Consider the following 16,827-nt stretch of genomic DNA (forward strand, 5'->3'; position numbering starts at 1 on the left):
CTCCTTTCCGCCGCGGCGGAAAGGAGGAACGCGCTCCTATCCGCGTGGGTAGAAATCGCGGGGGCGCCCCGCCCCGTCACGCAGGCGCCCCAGCATGCTGACGGGATGCTCCAGCGCCCAGTAGCTGAGCCATGCCACGGGGAGCGCGGCCGCCAGGACCAACACCAGGGCCAGGGGGAACCCCGCCTGGGAGGACGGCAGCACCCCGCCGTCGTACAGGAGCAGCATCACCGGCTCGTGCCAGATGAAGAGGCTGTAGCTCACCAGGCCCACCCCCGTCAGCGCGCGGGCCGTCAACATCCTGTGCCAGCGGGCCCGTTGGGCCACGTGCACGGTGACGTACACGAGCAGCAGCCAGAGCAGCGCGGCGAGCGGGTGGTAGAAGACCGCGGCCGCGCTGCCGTGGTCCGCGGAGAGCCCCGACAACGTCAGCAGCCCGGCCACGGCGAGCGCCGCGAGCGGGGTCGCCGCGGCGGGTCCGGGACGCCCGCGCCCGCCGAGCGCCGTGACCAGTACGGCGAGCCCCATCCCCGCGGCGAAGCCGCCGAAGCGGGCCTGCGGGCCGAAGTACACGGGCCAGTTGACCTCCGGGATCCGCAGCACGTAGTGCGCGACGGCGAGCCACAGCACCGGCAGCGCGAACAGGGCCGCGCAGCCGCCGGCGCAGACGGCCGCCCGCGTACGGCGCCGGTCCAGGCGGCGGCAGGCGCGGACCGCGAGCGGGCCGAGGACGGCGATGAAGAGGTAGAAGAGGATCTCCAGGGAGAGCGACCAGGAGGGGCCGAGGGTGTAGAAGATCCGCTCCCGGTCGAGGACGTGGGTGAACGTCAGGTGCTCCGCCAGGTCGAGCCAGTCGCCGGGGAGTTCGGGGTTGCGGGCGGCCCAGACGACGAGCACCGCGAGGAAGTAGAGCGGGACGATGCGGATCGCCCTCCGGAAGAGGAAGGCGCGGGCGGGGCGGACCGGGCCTCCGTCGATGGCGGCGCGGGCGTAGGACAGGGTGAGCAGGTAGGCGGAGAGCAGGAAGAAGAGGTCGATGACCTCCAGCGAGAGCACAGCGCGCAGGACGGGGTTGTCGACGGGTGGCCGGGGCCCGTTCGCGTCGTAGCGCATGTACTGCTGCCACACGTGGAAGACGACGGTGCTGAGCGCGGCGATGCCGCGGTAGCCCTCGATCTCGCGGGCCCGGCTGCGGGCGGGCGCCCCCTCGGGCGGGGAGCCCGGACCGGTCCCGGCCCGCGGGGTGTTCCGCACCGGGCCGCGCGCCGTCTCCGGATCCGGGCGGTCCCGGGCCTCCGTGCCCGGCTCCCGCCGCGGCGTACCGTCCGGCGGCTTGCCGTTCTGCGTCCACGTGCTCATCCGCGGGCCACCGCCTCCGCCCCGGCGGGGCTCTGCGTCCCGGCCGGGTTCCGCGGGTCGGGGCCCGGCAGTTCGGGATCGCGGTCGCGGTCCGCCGCGCGCGGGGTGACCCGCCACTGGCGGTCGCCGAGGGCCTCCTTGAGGTGGGCCTGGCGGGCGACCAGATTCTTGAAGTGGGTGTAGAAGAACGAGGAGACGAACAGATAGCTGAGGAACCAGCCGCGCCGGCGCCGCAGTTCGGGCGCGGCGAGCCGCCGGGCGAGCCCCGTCTGCACCAGCCCCGCCGACAGCGTGAGCAGCGTCGCCAGCAGGCAGACCGGCACCGCCCAGTCGAGCCGTCCGGGCCCGCCCTCGCGCAGCACGGAGTGCAGCAGGACGGGGATGATCTGGAGCGTCAGCCAGGGCTGTATCTCGCGCCAGCCGAGCAGGACCAACAGGCCGGTCTTCTGGCGGAGGGTGAAGACGGGTGAACGCAGGCCGCCCCACAGGTACTTGAGGGACACCTGGAGCCACCCCTGCGCCCACCGCGCCCGCTGGTTCCACAGCGGCCTGAGCATCGTGGGCGCGAGTTCGCGGGAGATGAGCGTGCGGTCGACGGCGAAGCGCGCGCCCTCGTGGAGCGCCCGCAGCGTGGAGTCGATGTCCTCGGTGAGCATCGAGCCGTGCATGCGCGTACGGGCCAGCAGATCGGTGCGCCAGAAGCCGTTGGAGCCGCCGAACACGCCGAAGCCGTACAGCCGCGTACGGCCCGGATGGCTGACCGCGTAGATCGTCTCGAACTCCACCGCGACCAGCCGGGCCACCCACGAGCTGTCGCCGTTCCGGATCAGGCAGTGCCCCTGCACGACGTCGTAGCCGTGCGAGAGCCAGTGCCAGGCGTGCCGGAAGGAGTCCGGCTCCGGGTGGTGGTCCGCGTCGAAGATGCCGACGAACTCGCCGCGTACGCGCGTCACCGCGGCGTTGATGTTCTGCGCCTTGGACGTGCTGCCGCGCACGGGCAGCAGCACGAGCCGCGGGTCGCCGCGGGCGATGTCGCGCAGGGTGTCCTCGACGGGGAGGGGGTGCGGCGTGTTGTAGGCGAGCACGACCTCCAGCTCGCCCGGGTAGTCGAGGCGGAGGAAGGACTCGACGGTCTCGACGACGGTGGCCGCCTCGTTCGGCAGGTACGCCGCGATCACCGCGCTCGCCGGCGGGAACGGCTGCGCGGGCTCCGCCGGACGCGTGGCCGCGTCCAGCGAGAACAGGCACTCCACGACGATCAGTCCCGCCGACAGCAGCAGCCCGCACACCACCACCCAGTACACGCCGGAGGTGATGTCCCAGCCCAGTGCGGCGAGTTGCTGGTAGAGCGCGAACGGCACACCGATGCCGAGGACGAGGGTGAGCAGCGGCGAGAACGCGGAGAGCAGGGTGCGCAGCAGCGCGCCGGGACGGATTCCTCCGTGCCGGCCGCGCGCCGTGGCGCGCATCCACGGCGCGTACCGCACGGGTCTCAGGTCACCGTGGCGCAGGGCCTCTTCGACGGCGTCCCGTGCCTGCGCGACGGCGTGCGTGCCGTCGGCGCACTCGGCGAGCGGGGCCCAGCCGACGGCCGGGGTGAGCCGCACGTTCTCGTCGACGACGACGAAGCGCGCGCCGGCCACCGCGTGCGCGAACTCCTGGAGGGCGCGGCGCGCCCTCTCCTCGTCGACGGCGGGCATGAGGACGAGCAGGTGCCCGTCGTCGTCCCAGCCGAGCCGGTCGCTGGCGCCGGCGACGCGCTCCGCGACACCGGCGAGACGCTCCGCGATCTCGCGCCGTACGCGGGGCCCGAGCCGCTTCTCCAGCGCCGCGGTCTCCGCGACGGCGACCACGGCCATGACGCCCTGGCGCGCGCCCTGCCGCCGTCCGGTGCCGGGGCGGCCCAGCTCGCGGTCGAGCTCGTCGTGGAAGTGCCGTCCGGAGTAGAGGCCGGTGAGGGGATCGCGGAGCAGGTTCTCCACCGGTACGGGCACGCGGAGCAGCTTGGCCTCGATGCGCGCGGACAGATCCTCCGGGTGCGACTCCTCGGGTACGCAGTCGTCGGCGCCCTGCCGCAGCAGCCCCGCCACCTCGGCGGGACCCGCCGGTCCCGAGGTGACCATGAGCAACGGCAGCGCGCTGCCCGCGGGTTCGGCGCGGATCTCGTCGACGACGCGGGAGAGGGCCGTGTCCTCGGTTCGGGCGGTGTCCTCGGGGCGGGGCGGGGCTGGGTGCGGTTGTTCCGGTCGTTCCGGTTCGTGGAGGGCGACGATGGCGTCGGGCGGTGCCTGGCGGAGGCGTTCGGCCAGTTCGCCGGGGTTCGCGTGGCTGACGTCGTGCCCGCCCGCGACGAGGTTCCGGACCAGCCGTTCCCGCCGGGACCCCGGGGTGCCGACGGCGAGGACGTGTCCGGGGGTACGGGATGTCCCGGCGGTCCCCGGCGAGGCCGGAGTGCCGGGGGCGGTCGTGGGCGGGGCGGCCGAGGGGTGCGAGGTGCGCACCTGTATTCGCATGTGGGTCCCATCCTGGTCAGGGATCTGTGGGGAGGACCTGCTGTCGTGCGGTGCACGGCGGGACGACGTCACTGTGGCCCCGGGCTGCACCTCAGCCTCGGTGCGCGCTGTGAAGCTGCTCCCTCGCTCGCGTGACGCTCCCGTTAACGCTTGCCTCCTTCCGGTCAACTCCCCGCCGACCAACGGAAGTTGACGTTCCGGTCACCTGCGTAAAGGGCACGGGGACGGGGCCCCGGGGGCCAGTACGCAACCCGGAGTCGGCCCGCCGCCGGGAACGGCCACGTACCGCCCCGGACACTTCGACGGGCGGCGAAGTGTCCGGGGCGCATGCTGTGTGCATGGAGAGACGTACACGGGCCCGCGCCGGACGCCCCGAGCACACAGGGCCGCAGCTCGCACGGCTGGCCGGACTGCTCGCGGACGAGACGCGAGCGCGCTTCGTGCTGGCGCTGCTGGACGGGCGGGCCTGGACCGCGGGTGAACTGGCGCGCGGCGCGGGGGTGTCGGCCGCCACCGCGAGCAGCCATCTGGACAAGCTGGTGGAGGGCGGGCTGCTCGACGAACAGCGGGTGGGACGGCACCGGTACGTACGGCTGCCGGACCCGCAACTCGCCCAGCTGATCGAGGACATGCTGGCGCACGCCGAACCCCCTCCCCCGCCGCGCACGCTGCGCGCCTCGTCGGCCAGTGCGGCCATGGCGCGGGCCCGCACCTGCTACGACCATCTCGCCGGACGGCTGGGCGTCGCGGTCACCGACGGACTCCTGCGGCGCGGACTGCTGCAGGGGACGACGGGGTTCTCGGTGACCGACGAGGGGCTGGCGTGGTTCCGGGAACTGGACATCCATCTGACAGACCGCCGGCCGCGCAGCCGCCGTCCTGTGGCGCGTTCCTGTGTCGACTGGACGGAACGCCGCCCCCATCTGGCCGGGCTCGCCGGTGCCGAACTGTGCACGCACGCACTGAAGGCCGGATGGTGCGAACGCATCGGCAGCGCGCGGGCGTTGCGGGTCACCCCCGACGGCAGGGAAGCGCTGCGGGAGCTGTTGGACATCGACGTGCGGGACATCGGCATGGAGGCCGGCGGATGAGCATGTACGAGACCCTGCGCGAACTGCACCACGGTGCGCGCCCCCTGCTGCTGCCCAACGCCTGGGACCACGCCTCGGCCGCCGCGCTGTGCGAGGAGGGGTTCGCCGCCGTCGGGACGACGAGTCTCGGCGTGGCCGCCGCCGCGGGACTGCCGGACGGTACGGGCGCGGCGCGCGCCCAGACCCTCGCGCTGGGGCGGGGGCTGGCGAAGCTGCCGGTGCCGGTCACCGTCGACATCGAGGGCGGCTTCAGCGAGGACCCCGAGGACGTCGCCGGGCTGGCGGCCGAACTGTCCGCGGCGGGCGTCGCCGGCGTCAATCTGGAGGACGGTCTGCCCGACGGCACGCTGACCGAAGAGGCCCGGCACGCCGCGAAGATCAGCGCGGTGAAGCAGGCCGCGCCACGGCTGTTCGTCAACGCCCGGACGGACACGCACTGGTGGCAGGCCGAGCCGACGGTGAGCGCGGCAGTGCGCCGTACACAGGCGTACGCGGCGGCGGGCGCGGACGGCGTGTTCGTGCCGGGGCTGGCAGCGGAGGCGGACATCACGGCGCTGGCCGGCGAGAGTCCCGTACCGCTCAACGTCCTGTTCACGCCCGGCAGTCACACGTACGCGCGGCTGGCCGAGCTCGGCGTGGCCCGTGTGTCGCTCGGTTCGCTGCTGTTCCGTGCGGCGCTCGGGTACGCGGTGGACACCGCGCTGTCCGTCGCGGACCCGGAGCGCGCGTCCTGCGGAACACCGGCGTACGGAGTGCCCGGCTACAGGCAGGTGCAGGGCCTCGCGGGGCACACAGGGTGAAATTCCCGGCGGTGCGCCTCCCCGCCCGGCTATCGTCCCCGCGACAGTCCGACGGCGAAGCGGAAGGACACCTCCGTGACAGCGAACCCTCTGGCACACGTGCTCGGCGGCTACCGGCCGCAGGACGGCACGGAATCCGCCGACTTCGCGCGCGCGGGTGCGCTGCTGGACAGCCACGCCCCGCAGGACGTGTGGGACCGCTCCACTCCTCTGCACTTCACGGCGTCCGCGGTCATCGTGCACCCGTCCTCGCGGCGCGTCCTGCTGCGGCACCACGCACGCCAGGGCACCTGGCTGCACGTGGGCGGACACGCCGACCCCGGGGAGAAGGACCCGCTGGAGGTCGCCCTGCGCGAAGGGCGGGAGGAGACGGGGCTCGACGACCTGGTGCCCTGGCCGGACGCCTCCCTCGTGCACGTCGCCGTCGTCCCCGTGCCGGCCTCGGACCGTGAACCGGCCCACGAACACGTCGACCTGCGCTTCGTCCTCGCCACCGGCACCCCGGAAGCGGCACGCGCCGAGAACCCGTCGGCGCCCGTACGGTGGCTGTCCCCCGGGGAAGCGCGCGCGGCCACCGCGGAGCTCAACCTGCGCGAGACCCTGCACCGCACGGAACGCCTGCTGCCCGGCGCCTGACGCCCCGTCACCGGCCTTTCCGGGGCGTCACTCCAGGACCGCGAGGCCGTCCAGTTCGACCAGGGCCTCCTCGTCCCACAGGCGGACCGCTCCGATGACCGCCATCGCCGGATAGTCCCGGCCGGCCGACGCGCGCCAGATGCGGCCCAGTTCGGCCGCGTGCGTGCGGTAGGCGTCGACGTCCGTCGTGTAGACGGTGACGCGGGCGAGATCCGCGGGAGTGCCGCCCGCGGCGTGCAGAGCGGTCAGCAGGTTGGACAGGGCGCGCTCGAACTGGGCGGGCAGCGTGCCACCCGTGACCTTGCCGTCCCCGTCCAGCGCCGTCTGGCCCGCGAGCAGGACGAGGCGGGAGCCCGTCGCGGTGACGGCGTGGGAGAACCCTGTGGGCGGGGACAGTCCGGGCGGGTTGACGCGCTCCAGGCTCACCGGAACAGCTCCTTCGCGATGACGGTTCGCTGCACTTCGCTGGCTCCCTCGTAGATGCGCGGGGCGCGGACCTCCCGGTAGAGATGCTCGAGGAGGTGCCCGCGCTGCAGTGCCGCGGCGCCGTGGATCTGGACGGCCGTGTCGACGGCCTGTTGTGCCGTCTCCGTGGCGAGCAGTTTGGCCATGGCCGCGTGCTTCGCGACGCTGTGTTCCCCCTCGGCGGGCCCCCTGTCGTACGCGGCTGCCGCGGCGTACACGAGCAGCCGTGCCGCTTCCACGCGGGTCGCCGTCTCCGCCAGCTGGTGCGCGACGGTCTGCAGGTCGCGCAGGACGCCGCCGAACGCGGGCCGCGTGTCCGCGTGTTCGAGCGCCGCGTCGAGTGCGGCCTGCGCCATGCCGATGGCGAAGGCGCCCACGCTGGGCCGGAACAGATTGAGGGTCCGCATGGCGACGGTGAACCCGCGGTCGGTCTCGCCGAGCAGGTCGTCGCGGGTGACGGGCACGCCGTCGAAGTGCAGCGTGCCGATGGGGTGCGGGGACAGCATGTCGAGCGGTTCGCCGGTCAGCCCCGGCCTGTCCCCGGGCACCAGGAAGGCCGTCACACCCCGCGCGCCCGCGCCCTGTGTCGTCCGGGCGAACACCGTGTACACGTCGGCGGAGGGCGCGTTGGAGATCCACGTCTTGGTGCCGGTCAGTGTCCAGCCGTCCTCGGACGGCTCGGCCCGCAGCTCCAGCGCCGCCGCGTCGCTGCCCGCGCCGGGCTCGCTCAGCGCGAAGCCCGCGACGGCCCGTCCGGCCGTCACCTCCCCGAGCCAGCGCGCGCGTTGTGCGTCGGTGCCGTCCTGCGCCAGCGGCCCTGCGCCCAGCCCCTGCAGGGCCAGCGCCGTCTCGGCCTCCGTACAGGCGTATGCGAGGGACTCCCGCAACAGGCACAGCTCCAGTGCGCTGCCCCGCGGCGGGAACAGACTCTCCAGCAGGCCGAGTTCGCCGAGAGCGGCGACCATTTTGCGGTTGATGCGGCCCGGTTCACCGGCACGCGCGAGGGGCGCGAGCCGCTCGTCCGCGAGCGCACGCAGCTCGCGGCACCACTCCTGCTGCTCTGGGTCCAGAGCGAACGCCGGCATCGGCGACTCCTCCCGTATCGCGGAGCGTTGACTGTCGTCACAACCACGTTACGCTCAGGCGCACAGGACGCACAGGAGTGCACGCGAGGGGGCGCACCCGCCATGGACCTCACCCCGGACCTCAGCTCGTCGGACCTCACCCCGCCGGACCTCAGCCCGTCGGCGCACGTCGACACGTTCGCCCGCGACCATCTGCCCCCGGCCGCACAGTGGCCGCGCCCGGGCCCCGGCCTCGGACTGCGCTACCCCGAGCGGCTCAACTGCGGCGCCGAACTGCTGGACCGCACAGTCGAGCGTTTCGGCCCCGGCAGACCCGCGTTCCGTACGGGCGGAAGCGACGGGGAGGTCTGGTCCTACGGCGAGTTGCAGGCCCGCGTCGACCACATCGCCCACGTGCTCACCGGCGACCTGGGCGTCGTACCCGGCAGCCGCGTACTGCTGCGCGGCCCCAACACCCCGCAGCTGGCGGCCTGCTGGCTGGCCGTCATGAAGGCGGGCGCCGTGGCGGTCACCGTGCTCGCCGCGCAGAGCCCGCACGAACTGCGCACCATCTGCGACATCGCCGAGGTGCGCCACGCGCTGTGCGACGCCCGCTCGCTGGAGGGCCTGTACCGCGCGGAGGTGCCGGACCTGCGCGTCACGGCGTTCGGCGGCGAGGGGCGCGAGGGACTGCTGCCCGCCGCCGGGAGCCCGCACGAGCCGTTCGAGCCGGTCCCCACCGCCGCCGACGACGTGGCGCTGATCGCCTTCACCTCGGGCACCACCGGCAGGCCGAAGGGCTGCGTGCACTTCCACCGGGACGTCCTGGCCATCGCGGACACGTTCTCCGCGCACGTACTGCAGCCCGAGCCGGACGACGTGTTCGCCGGCAGCCCGCCACTGGGCTTCACCTTCGGCCTCGGCGGTCTGGTGGTCTTCCCGCTGCGCGCGGGCGCCTCTGCGGTGCTGGAACAGTGGAGCGGCACGGGCCAGATGCTCGAAGCGATCCGGGAACACCGGGTGTCCGTCCTGTTCACGGCCCCCACCGCGTACCGGGGCATGCTGGGCGAGCTGGCGGCCGCCGAGGAGCGCGGCACCCCGTACGACCTGTCGTCGCTGCGCCGCTGCGTGTCCGCCGGCGAGAACCTGCCGGCCGCCACATGGCAGGGCTGGTACGAGCGGACGGGGCTACGTCTGATCAACGGCATCGGGGCCACCGAGATGCTGCACATCTTCATCGCGGCGGCCGACGACGACATCCGGCCGGGCACCACAGGACTGCCGGTGCCCGGGTTCGAGGCACGCGTGGTGCGCGTGACACAGGACGGCGATGGCACGGACCGGGTGACCGCCGTGCCGGACGGCGACCCGGGCCTGCTCGCCGTGCGCGGCCCTGTCGGCTGCCGCTACCTGGCCGACGAACGGCAGCGGCAGTACGTACGGGACGGCTGGAACATCACCGGCGACACCTATGTGCGGGAGCCGGACGGCTGGTTCCGCTACGTGGCACGCGCCGACGACATGATCATCTCCGCGGGCTACAACATCGCCGGGCCGGAGGTGGAGGAGGCGCTGCTGCGCCATCCCGACGTCCTGGAGGCGGCCGTGGTGGGACGGCCGGACGAGCGGCGCGGCCAGACGGTGGTCGCGCACGTCGTCCTGCGGGAGGGCGCGGCGCGCAGCGGCGAAACGGCGGAGGCGCTGCGGAAGTTCACCGCGGCGGAACTCACGCCGTACAAGTGCCCGCGCACGGTCGTCTTCGCGGACTCCCTGCCGCGCACCCCGACGGGCAAACTGCAGCGCTTCCGCCTGCGGGAGGGCGGCACGGACGGGGACACAGCGGGCGGCACGGAGGATCCGGAGCCCGACACGGAGGGCTGACGCACGGGGGCCGGGCGCGGGGGCTTCCGGCGCCCGGATCACCTGTGCCAGAATAGTTGTATATTACAAGGAGGTGTTGCACATGCCCGCACGCCCCATCCGTATAGCCAACTTCTCCGGGTATCTCGGCGACCGCTGGACCGCCGTCGACGAAGCGCTGGCCGGTGACCCGGTCGATGTGCTGACCGGTGACTATCTGGCCGAGATCACGCTTGCCGCCCTCTCCTCCCGCCGGGACTCCGGCCGCGGCTACGTCGAGTACTTCGTCCGGCAGCTCCGCCCCCATCTGCCGGCGCTCGCCGCACGCGGCATCAAGGTCGTCACCAACGCCGGCGGCTTCAGCCCCGCCGCACTCGCGGCCGTCCTGCGCGAGGAGCTGGCGGCACAGGACGTGTCCCTGCGCGTGGCCCACGTCGAGGGCGACGACGTGCTGCCCCGGCTGGACGAACTGGCCGCCGCCGGGCACCGCCTGGAGCATCTCGACACCGGCGAGGCCCTGGACTCCTGGGGCCGCACGCCGCTGGCCGCCAACGCCTATCTGGGCGGCTGGGGCATCGCCGCGGCCCTCGGTGAGGGCGCCGACATCGTCGTGTGCGGACGCGTCACCGACGCCTCCCTGGCGGCCGGACCGGCCGCCTGGTGGCACGGCTGGTCCCGTACGGACTACGGCGAGCTGGCCGGCGCCGTCACCGCGGGACACATCATCGAGTGCGGCCCGCAGGCCGTCGGCGGCAACTTCTCCGGCTTCAGCCAGATCCCGGAGATGCTGACGCCCGGCTTCCCCGTCGCGGAGATCGCCTCCGACGGCACGAGCGTCATCACCAAGCACACCCGCGACGGCGGAGCCGTCACCGTGGACACCGTCACCGCGCAGCTGGTGTACGAGATCCAGGGCCCCCGCTACCTCAACCCCGACGTGACCGTGCACCTGGACGGCGTCGCCCTGGAGCAGGAGAGCCCCGACCGGGTACGGCTGTCCGGCGCGACGGGCAGCCCGCCGCCGTCCACCACCAAGGTCGCGCTGTTCGCGCCGATGGGCCACGAGGTCGTCGGCACCGTGTACGTCACCGGCCTGGAGACCGAGGAGAAGGTCCGGCTGCTGCGCGCGCAGATCGGCAGGGACCTGCCCGCCGGCATCGACAGTCTGGACGTCACCGCACTCGGCAGCGCGGCCGAGGACCCGGCCACACAGTGGCAGGCGACCGTCCCCGTACGGGTGATGGCGACCGCCGAATCGGCCGACACGCTGCAGGAGTTCGGCCTCCCCCGGCGGCTGGGCGGACTGTATCTGCAGTCCGTCCCCGGCTACTTCCTGGACGGAGCCGCACCGCCCGCCACCCAGCCGCGGCCCCGCATCGACTACTGGCCCGCACTGCTCCCGCTGTCCGAAGTGCCGCACACAGCGGTGCTGGACGACGGCCGTACGGTCGCCATCGCGGCACCCGCCGGCACCACGCCTCCGGAAGGCCAGCCGGTGCACCCCGAACCGGACGGACAGCAGTCGCAGGGCCCGGTCGGCATGAGCGCCTCCGGGCGGCTGTGCCGGGTGCCGCTCGGGACCGTCGCGTACGCGCGCAGCGGCGACAAGGGCGGCAACAGCAACGTGGGCATCTGGACGCCCGACCCGCGTGTGTGGCCCTGGCTGCGCGAAGCGCTGAGCACGTCCGAACTGCGCCGGCTGATGCCCGAGGCGAAGGAACTCGACGTCGTACGGCACGAGTTCCCGCAGCTGCGCGCCGTCCACTTCGTCCTGCGCGGGCTGCTCGGCAACGGCGGCTCGTCGAACCTGCGCGCCGATCCGATCGGCAAAGCAGTCGGCGAGTATCTGCGGGCCAAGCACGTCCTCGTCCCCGAAGCCCTCCTGAACGAACACGCCACGCACCACGAGGAGGAGCCGCACTGATGCCGCTCACCGAACGGCTGGAGGCGGCAGTCGCCGCCCCGGCCACCGACGACGCCTTCGACCCGCACGCCGAACTCACCGACGTACTCGACGGCATCGGCATGACACCGTCCGACACCGGCGGTCTGGTCACCTTCCGGGGCGCCGACCCCGTCGTACCGAGCACCCTGCGGCTCGGCGGCGCCGCCGGTATCGCCCTGGCCGCCAAGTCCGCCGCGCTGGCCAAACTGTGGCGGCAGCGCGGCGGCGAGGGACAGGACATCTCGGTCGACCTGCGCTCGGCACCGCACCGGCTGTGCCCGTTCTACGACCGCAAGTGGGAGCTGCTGAACGGCTATCCTGCCGCCTCGTCGTCCAACGTCAGCAACGCGCTGGGCTTCATGTTCCACAGGACGGCCGACGACCGGTGGGTGATGCCCCTCAACCCGTACCCGAAGATCAAGGCAGCGGCGCAGCGGCTGCTCGGCACCCCGGACGACGTGGACGCCGTCGCGAAGGCGATCGGCACATGGCAGTCGGCCGACCTGGAACAGGCGGCGTACGAAGCCGGCGTCGTGCTGCCCGTACTGCGCACGACACACGAGCTGATGGCCGAACGGCAGTACCGCGAGGTGCTGTCCGGGCTGCCCCTCGTCGAGATCACGAAGATCGGCGAGAGCGCCCCCGAGCCGCTGCCCGGCGGTGTGGAGCAACCGCTGGACGGCGTACGGGCGCTCGGCATGGGCCACGTGATCGCGGGCGCCGGTGTCGGACGGTCGCTCGCTCTGCACGGCGCGGACGTGCTCAACCTGTGGCGCCCCGGCGAGCACGAGCACGACACCACGTACATCACCGCCAACGTCGGCACGCGTTCGGCGACCGTCGACCCGTACGGGGCCGAAGGCGCCGGTGTGGTGCGGGACTTGCTGGCCGGCGCCGACGTGTTCTACGCGAACCGGCGGCCCGGCTATCTGGCGTCCATCGGGCTGACGGCCGAGGAGGCGGCTCAGGTGCGGCCCGGCATCGTGCACGCCACCGCCTCGCTCAACGGCGAGAGCGGCCCCTGGGCCGACCGGGTCGGCTTCGACCAGACGGCCGGCAGTCTCGTCGGCATGATGCAGCTGGAGGGCGACGGGGAACGGCCCGGACTGCCGCCCATCCTGGTCGTCAACGACTACGTGGTGTCCTGGCTGATGGCGGCCGGCGTCACCGAGGCACTGGCCCGCAGGGCGACCGAGGGCGGCAGCTGGCGCGTCCACGTGTCGCTCACCCGGGCCGCGCTGTGGATCCTCGGCATGGGCGTCTTCGACAAGCAGTACGCGCAGGAGGCGGCCGGCAGCACGGAGGAGCACCGCTACCTCGACCCCGAGACCTTCACCGCCGACACCCCGCTCGGCCGCTACCAGGGCGTCACCGACCAGGTGTCCATGTCGGCAACGCCCGGCCGCTACCGGACCGTGCTGGTGCCCCGCGGCTCGTCGCGCCCCGAATGGGACGGACCCGCACACCGGTGACCGGGCCCGTTCCCCGGTGAACCGCCGCACTAGGGTGATCGCGTGACCGAACGTCCCTCCCCCGGCTCGCTGATACTCACCTTCTACGGCGCGTACGGGCGCGGATTCCCCGGCGACGGGGCCGTGCCCGTCGCCGTGCTGATCCGGGCCATGGCCGCCGTGGGAGTGGACGCGCCGTCCGTACGGTCGGCGGTCTCCCGGCTGAAGCGCCGCGGCCTGCTGACCGCCGTCAGGTCGGGCAGCAGGGCCGCGGGCTACGCGCCGTCGGAGGCGGCCCGGCAGCTGCTCGACGACGGTGACCGGCGGATCTACGCCCGCCCGCGGGCCGGCGACGGGGGCGAGGAGTGGCTGCTGGCCGTCTTCTCCGTGCCGGAGAGCGAACGGCAGCGCCGGCATGTGCTGCGCTCGCGGCTGTCCCGGCTCGGCTTCGGCAACGCGGCGCCGGGCGTCTGGATCGCCCCCACCCACCTGGAGGACGAGGCCCGGCACACCCTGGCCCGGCTCGAACTCACCCCGTACGTCGAGCTGTTCCGCGGCACGCACACCGGCTTCGCGCCGACCGCCGAGGCCGTCGCCGGCTGGTGGGACCTGGACGCCGTCGCGGAGCTGCACCGCGCGTTCCTCGCCGCGCACGAGCCGGCGCTGACGGCCCTGCGGCAGAACGGCACGGCGAACGGCACGGTCGACCCCGAAGCGGCCTACCGGGACTATCTGCTCGCCCTCGACGACTGGCGCCGCCTCCCGTACGCGGACCCGGGCCTGCCCGCCTCCCTGCTGCCTTCCGACTGGCCGGGCGAGCGCTCGGCCGGCGTCTTCTTCGCCCTGCACGAAGCGCTGCGCGACGCGGCCCAGGAGTACGTCGAGCGACTCCGTCCTACGGTGGACACATGTACGCACGCAGGCGACGACGGTATTTCGCACTGATGGCGGTCTGCCTGGTGCTGTTCATCAGCGCCTGGGCGTTCGTCAGACTGTGGTCCGTGCCGGTGGCGGTCGGCATGTGCGTCGTGGCGATGGTGATCCCGCCGGCCGCGGCGATCGTCGGCAACAAACGCGAACCCGACGACCACTGGTGGGACGAGAACGGCAACGACAGCGACCCGGACGGCGACCGCAACCGCCCCGGCAGCTGACCCGTGGCGGGACGGCGCGCAGCCGTCCACTCAACGGCCCGGAAGCCGCTGCCACATACTTTTCCGCCGCAGCGGCGATCCCCCCGCCGGGTCCGGCCGGCGGTCTGAGCGCAGCTCCCCCACACGCCGGGCGTGCAACGCCGCAGGCTCACCGCGCGGGACACACGCGGCGGACCGCCCGCCAGGGCTACAGGCTGAGGCGGGGCTTCGGGGCGTCCGTTCTGCCCGTCGGAGGACGGCGGGACCCCGCGCCGTACTGCACGGGCCAGGGCGCGCCCGGTCCCGTGTAGTCCTGTTCGGCCGCCGCGTGCAGCGTCCAGTGCGGGTCGTACAGGTGCGGCCGGGCCAGCGCGCACAGGTCGGCGCGCCCGGCGAGGATCAGTGAATTGACGTCGTCCCACGAGGAGATGGCGCCCACCGCGATGACGGGCACACCGACGGTGTTGCGGATCCGGTCGGCGTACGGCGTCTGGTACGAGCGGCCGAAGTCGGGCCGCTCCTCGGGGACGACCTGTCCCGTGGAGACGTCCAGCGCGTCCGCGCCGCGCTCCGCGAACGCGGCGGCGAGCGCGAGGGCGTCGTCGCCCGTCATGCCGCCCTCGGCCCAGTCCGTCGCGGAGATGCGGACGGTCATGGGCCGCTCCGCGGGCCACACTTCGCGCACCGCGTCGAACACTTCGAGCGGATACCGCATGCGTGCGGCGAGGCTGCCGCCGTACGCGTCGGTGCGCCGGTTGGTGAGCGGCGACAGGAAGCTGGACAGCAGATAGCCGTGCGCGCAGTGCAGTTCGAGCAGGTCGAAGTCCGCACGGGCCGCGCGTCGCGCCGCGGCGGTGAAGTCCCGGCGGATCTGCGTGAGATCGTCGCGGGTGAGCTCACGCGGCACCTGGTTGACGCCCTCCCGGTACGGCAGCGGCGACGGGCCGACCACGGGCCAGTTGCCGTCCGGCAGCGGCTGGTCGATGCCCTCCCACATCAGCCGGGTGGAGCCCTTGCGGCCCGCGTGCCCCAGCTGGACGCCCAGCGCGGTGCCCGGTTGCCGGCCGTGGACGAAGTCCGCCACGCGCCGCCAGCCGGCCTCCTGTCCGTCCGACCAGAGCCCCGTACAGCCCGGGGTGATGCGCCCTTCCGACGACACGCACACCATTTCCGTCATCACGAGCGCCGCGCCGCCCAGCGCCCGCGCGCCCAGATGCACCAGGTGGAAGTCGCCGGGCAGTCCGTCCTCGCCGGAGTACATGTCCATCGCGGACACCACGACCCTGTTGCGCAGGGCGAGTTCGCGCAGCCGGAACGGCGTGAACATCGGCGGTGTCCCCTCCGGCACGCCGGCCTCATGCTCCACGGACGCGACGAACTGCGGGTCGCGCAGCCGCAGGTTGTCGTGCGTGACACGGCGGCTGCGGGTCAGCAGGTTGAAGGCGAACCGGCGCGGCGGCTGGTCCGTGTAGGCGGCCAGATCCTCGAACCATTCGAGACTGGCACGGGCCGCACGCTGCGTGGACAGCACGACGGGGCGCCGTTCCGCCTCGTACGCCGTCAGTGCCGCTTCCAGGCCGGGCTGTTCCTCCACGCAGGCGGCCAGTGCGAGGGCGTCCTCGACCGCCAGTTTGGTGCCGGAGCCGATGGAGAAGTGCGCCGTGTGCGCGGCGTCGCCGATGAGCACCGTATTGCCGTGCGACCAGCGCTCGTTGACGACCGTACGGAACACGGTCCACTGGGAGTTGTTGCCCCGCAGCGGACGGCCGCCGAGCGTTTCGGGGAACAGTTTGGCGCACTGCTGTGCCGAGGCCCGCTCGTCCATCCTGTCGAACCCGGCGGCACGCCACACCTCTTCGCGCATCTCGACGATGACGGTGGACGCGTCGTCCGAGAAGGGGTAGGCGTGCAGCTGTGCGACGCCGTGGTCCGTCTCGGCGATCTCGAAGCGGAAGGCGTCCAGGGCGAAGTCGGCGGCCAGCCAGATGTACCGGCAGCGGTGCTCCTCGATGTGCGGCCGGAAGACGTCCGCGTGCGCGCCGCGGGTGACGCTGTGCACGCCGTCGGCGGCCACCACCAGGTCGTGTTCGCGGGCGAGTTCGGCAGCGGGCGGCGCCTCCGTGCGGAAGCACAGCCGCACGCCCAGCTGCCGGCACCGCTCGTGCAGGACGGCCAGCAGGCGCCGCCTGCTGAGCGCGGCGAAGCCGTGCCCGCCGGAGCGCAGGGTGTGCCCCCGGTGGGTGATGTCGATCGCGTCCCACCGTACGAACTCGTCCTGCAGCGCGGCGTAGACGTCCGGGTCGGCGTGCTCGATGCCGCCGAGCGTCTCGTCGGACAGGACGACCCCGAAGCCGAACGTCTCGTCGGGGGCGTTCCGTTCGTACACGGTGACCGTACGGTCCGGGTCGAGGCGTTTGAGGAGTACGGCGGCGTACAGTCCGCCGGGGCCGCCCCCGACGACGGCCACCGTGCGCAAAGGGGTCCGGGCCGCCGCGCCGGCGCTCCCCACC

General features: G+C 73.4%; 13 protein-coding genes. 8 read left to right on the forward strand and 5 right to left on the reverse strand.

Annotated elements, in window-relative coordinates; translation table 11 throughout:
* Nucleotides 1–36: 36 nt before the first annotated feature.
* Together AC3AGO_RS10130 and AC3AGO_RS10135 are read right to left on the reverse strand one after the other, a co-directional pair.
* On the reverse strand, nucleotides 37–1,359 hold the full coding sequence (locus AC3AGO_RS10130; protein ID WP_487819819.1) for an acyltransferase family protein: 1,323 nt from the start codon (nucleotides 1,357–1,359) through the stop codon (nucleotides 37–39).
* Complete coding sequence (locus AC3AGO_RS10135) at nucleotides 1,356–3,872, reverse strand: glycosyltransferase (protein ID WP_487819820.1); 2,517 nt, start codon at nucleotides 3,870–3,872, stop codon at nucleotides 1,356–1,358. The genes AC3AGO_RS10130 and AC3AGO_RS10135 overlap by 4 nt, the downstream gene beginning before the upstream one ends.
* A gap of 338 nt (nucleotides 3,873–4,210) precedes the next feature.
* Between AC3AGO_RS10135 and AC3AGO_RS10140 the strand changes: the two genes are divergently transcribed.
* The 3 genes from AC3AGO_RS10140 (at nucleotide 4,211) to AC3AGO_RS10150 (ending at nucleotide 6,399) form a co-directional block, all read left to right on the forward strand.
* Nucleotides 4,211–4,963: an ArsR/SmtB family transcription factor gene (locus AC3AGO_RS10140; RefSeq protein WP_487819821.1), complete on the forward strand. Its 753-nt coding sequence runs from the start codon at nucleotides 4,211–4,213 to the stop codon at nucleotides 4,961–4,963.
* Nucleotides 4,960–5,763 carry an isocitrate lyase/PEP mutase family protein gene (locus AC3AGO_RS10145; protein WP_487819822.1) on the forward strand — a complete coding sequence of 268 codons (804 nt, stop codon included), beginning with the start codon at nucleotides 4,960–4,962 and terminating at the stop codon, nucleotides 5,761–5,763. Before AC3AGO_RS10140 ends, AC3AGO_RS10145 begins: the two co-directional genes overlap by 4 nt.
* A gap of 75 nt (nucleotides 5,764–5,838) precedes the next feature.
* On the forward strand, nucleotides 5,839–6,399 hold the full coding sequence (locus AC3AGO_RS10150) for an NUDIX hydrolase (RefSeq protein ID WP_487819823.1): 561 nt from the start codon (nucleotides 5,839–5,841) through the stop codon (nucleotides 6,397–6,399).
* 27 nt (nucleotides 6,400–6,426) lie between these two features.
* On the opposite strand, the gene AC3AGO_RS10155 is transcribed toward AC3AGO_RS10150, so the two are convergent.
* Nucleotides 6,427–6,825: a RidA family protein gene (locus AC3AGO_RS10155; protein ID WP_487819824.1), complete on the reverse strand. Its 399-nt coding sequence runs from the start codon at nucleotides 6,823–6,825 to the stop codon at nucleotides 6,427–6,429.
* The gene (locus AC3AGO_RS10160) at nucleotides 6,822–7,949 is read right to left on the reverse strand and encodes an acyl-CoA dehydrogenase family protein (protein ID WP_487819825.1); all 1,128 of its coding nucleotides are present in this window, start codon (nucleotides 7,947–7,949) and stop codon (nucleotides 6,822–6,824) included. Before AC3AGO_RS10160 ends, AC3AGO_RS10155 begins: the two co-directional genes overlap by 4 nt.
* Before the next feature lie 102 nt (nucleotides 7,950–8,051).
* Here AC3AGO_RS10160 and AC3AGO_RS10165 point away from each other — a divergent pair, with 102 nt between their 5' ends.
* The 5 genes from AC3AGO_RS10165 to AC3AGO_RS10185 all read left to right on the forward strand — a co-directional run bounded on the left by AC3AGO_RS10165 (nucleotide 8,052) and on the right by AC3AGO_RS10185 (nucleotide 14,338).
* Complete coding sequence (locus tag AC3AGO_RS10165; RefSeq protein ID WP_487819826.1) at nucleotides 8,052–9,809, forward strand: AMP-binding protein; 1,758 nt, start codon at nucleotides 8,052–8,054, stop codon at nucleotides 9,807–9,809.
* Nucleotides 9,810–9,891: 82 nt separating this feature from the next.
* Entirely contained in the window at nucleotides 9,892–11,712 is a 1,821-nt protein-coding gene (locus AC3AGO_RS10170; protein ID WP_487819827.1) for an acyclic terpene utilization AtuA family protein, read from the forward strand.
* Complete coding sequence (locus tag AC3AGO_RS10175) at nucleotides 11,712–13,205, forward strand: CoA transferase (protein ID WP_487819828.1); 1,494 nt, start codon at nucleotides 11,712–11,714, stop codon at nucleotides 13,203–13,205. Before AC3AGO_RS10170 ends, AC3AGO_RS10175 begins: the two co-directional genes overlap by 1 nt.
* 42 nt (nucleotides 13,206–13,247) lie before the next feature.
* Nucleotides 13,248–14,129 (forward strand): PaaX family transcriptional regulator, encoded by an 882-nt coding sequence (locus AC3AGO_RS10180; protein WP_487819829.1) that lies wholly within the window; start codon nucleotides 13,248–13,250, stop codon nucleotides 14,127–14,129.
* A complete protein-coding gene (locus AC3AGO_RS10185) occupies nucleotides 14,093–14,338 on the forward strand; it encodes a DUF3099 domain-containing protein (RefSeq protein ID WP_487819830.1) in 246 nt (81 codons plus the stop codon). Before AC3AGO_RS10180 ends, AC3AGO_RS10185 begins: the two co-directional genes overlap by 37 nt.
* Before the next feature lie 187 nt (nucleotides 14,339–14,525).
* Here the strand turns inward: AC3AGO_RS10185 and AC3AGO_RS10190 are convergent, their stop codons facing one another.
* On the reverse strand, nucleotides 14,526–16,826 hold the full coding sequence (locus AC3AGO_RS10190) for a bifunctional salicylyl-CoA 5-hydroxylase/oxidoreductase (protein ID WP_487819831.1): 2,301 nt from the start codon (nucleotides 16,824–16,826) through the stop codon (nucleotides 14,526–14,528).
* Nucleotide 16,827: the final 1 nt, after the last annotated feature.

The organism is Streptomyces sp. BL1 (assembly GCF_057628045.1).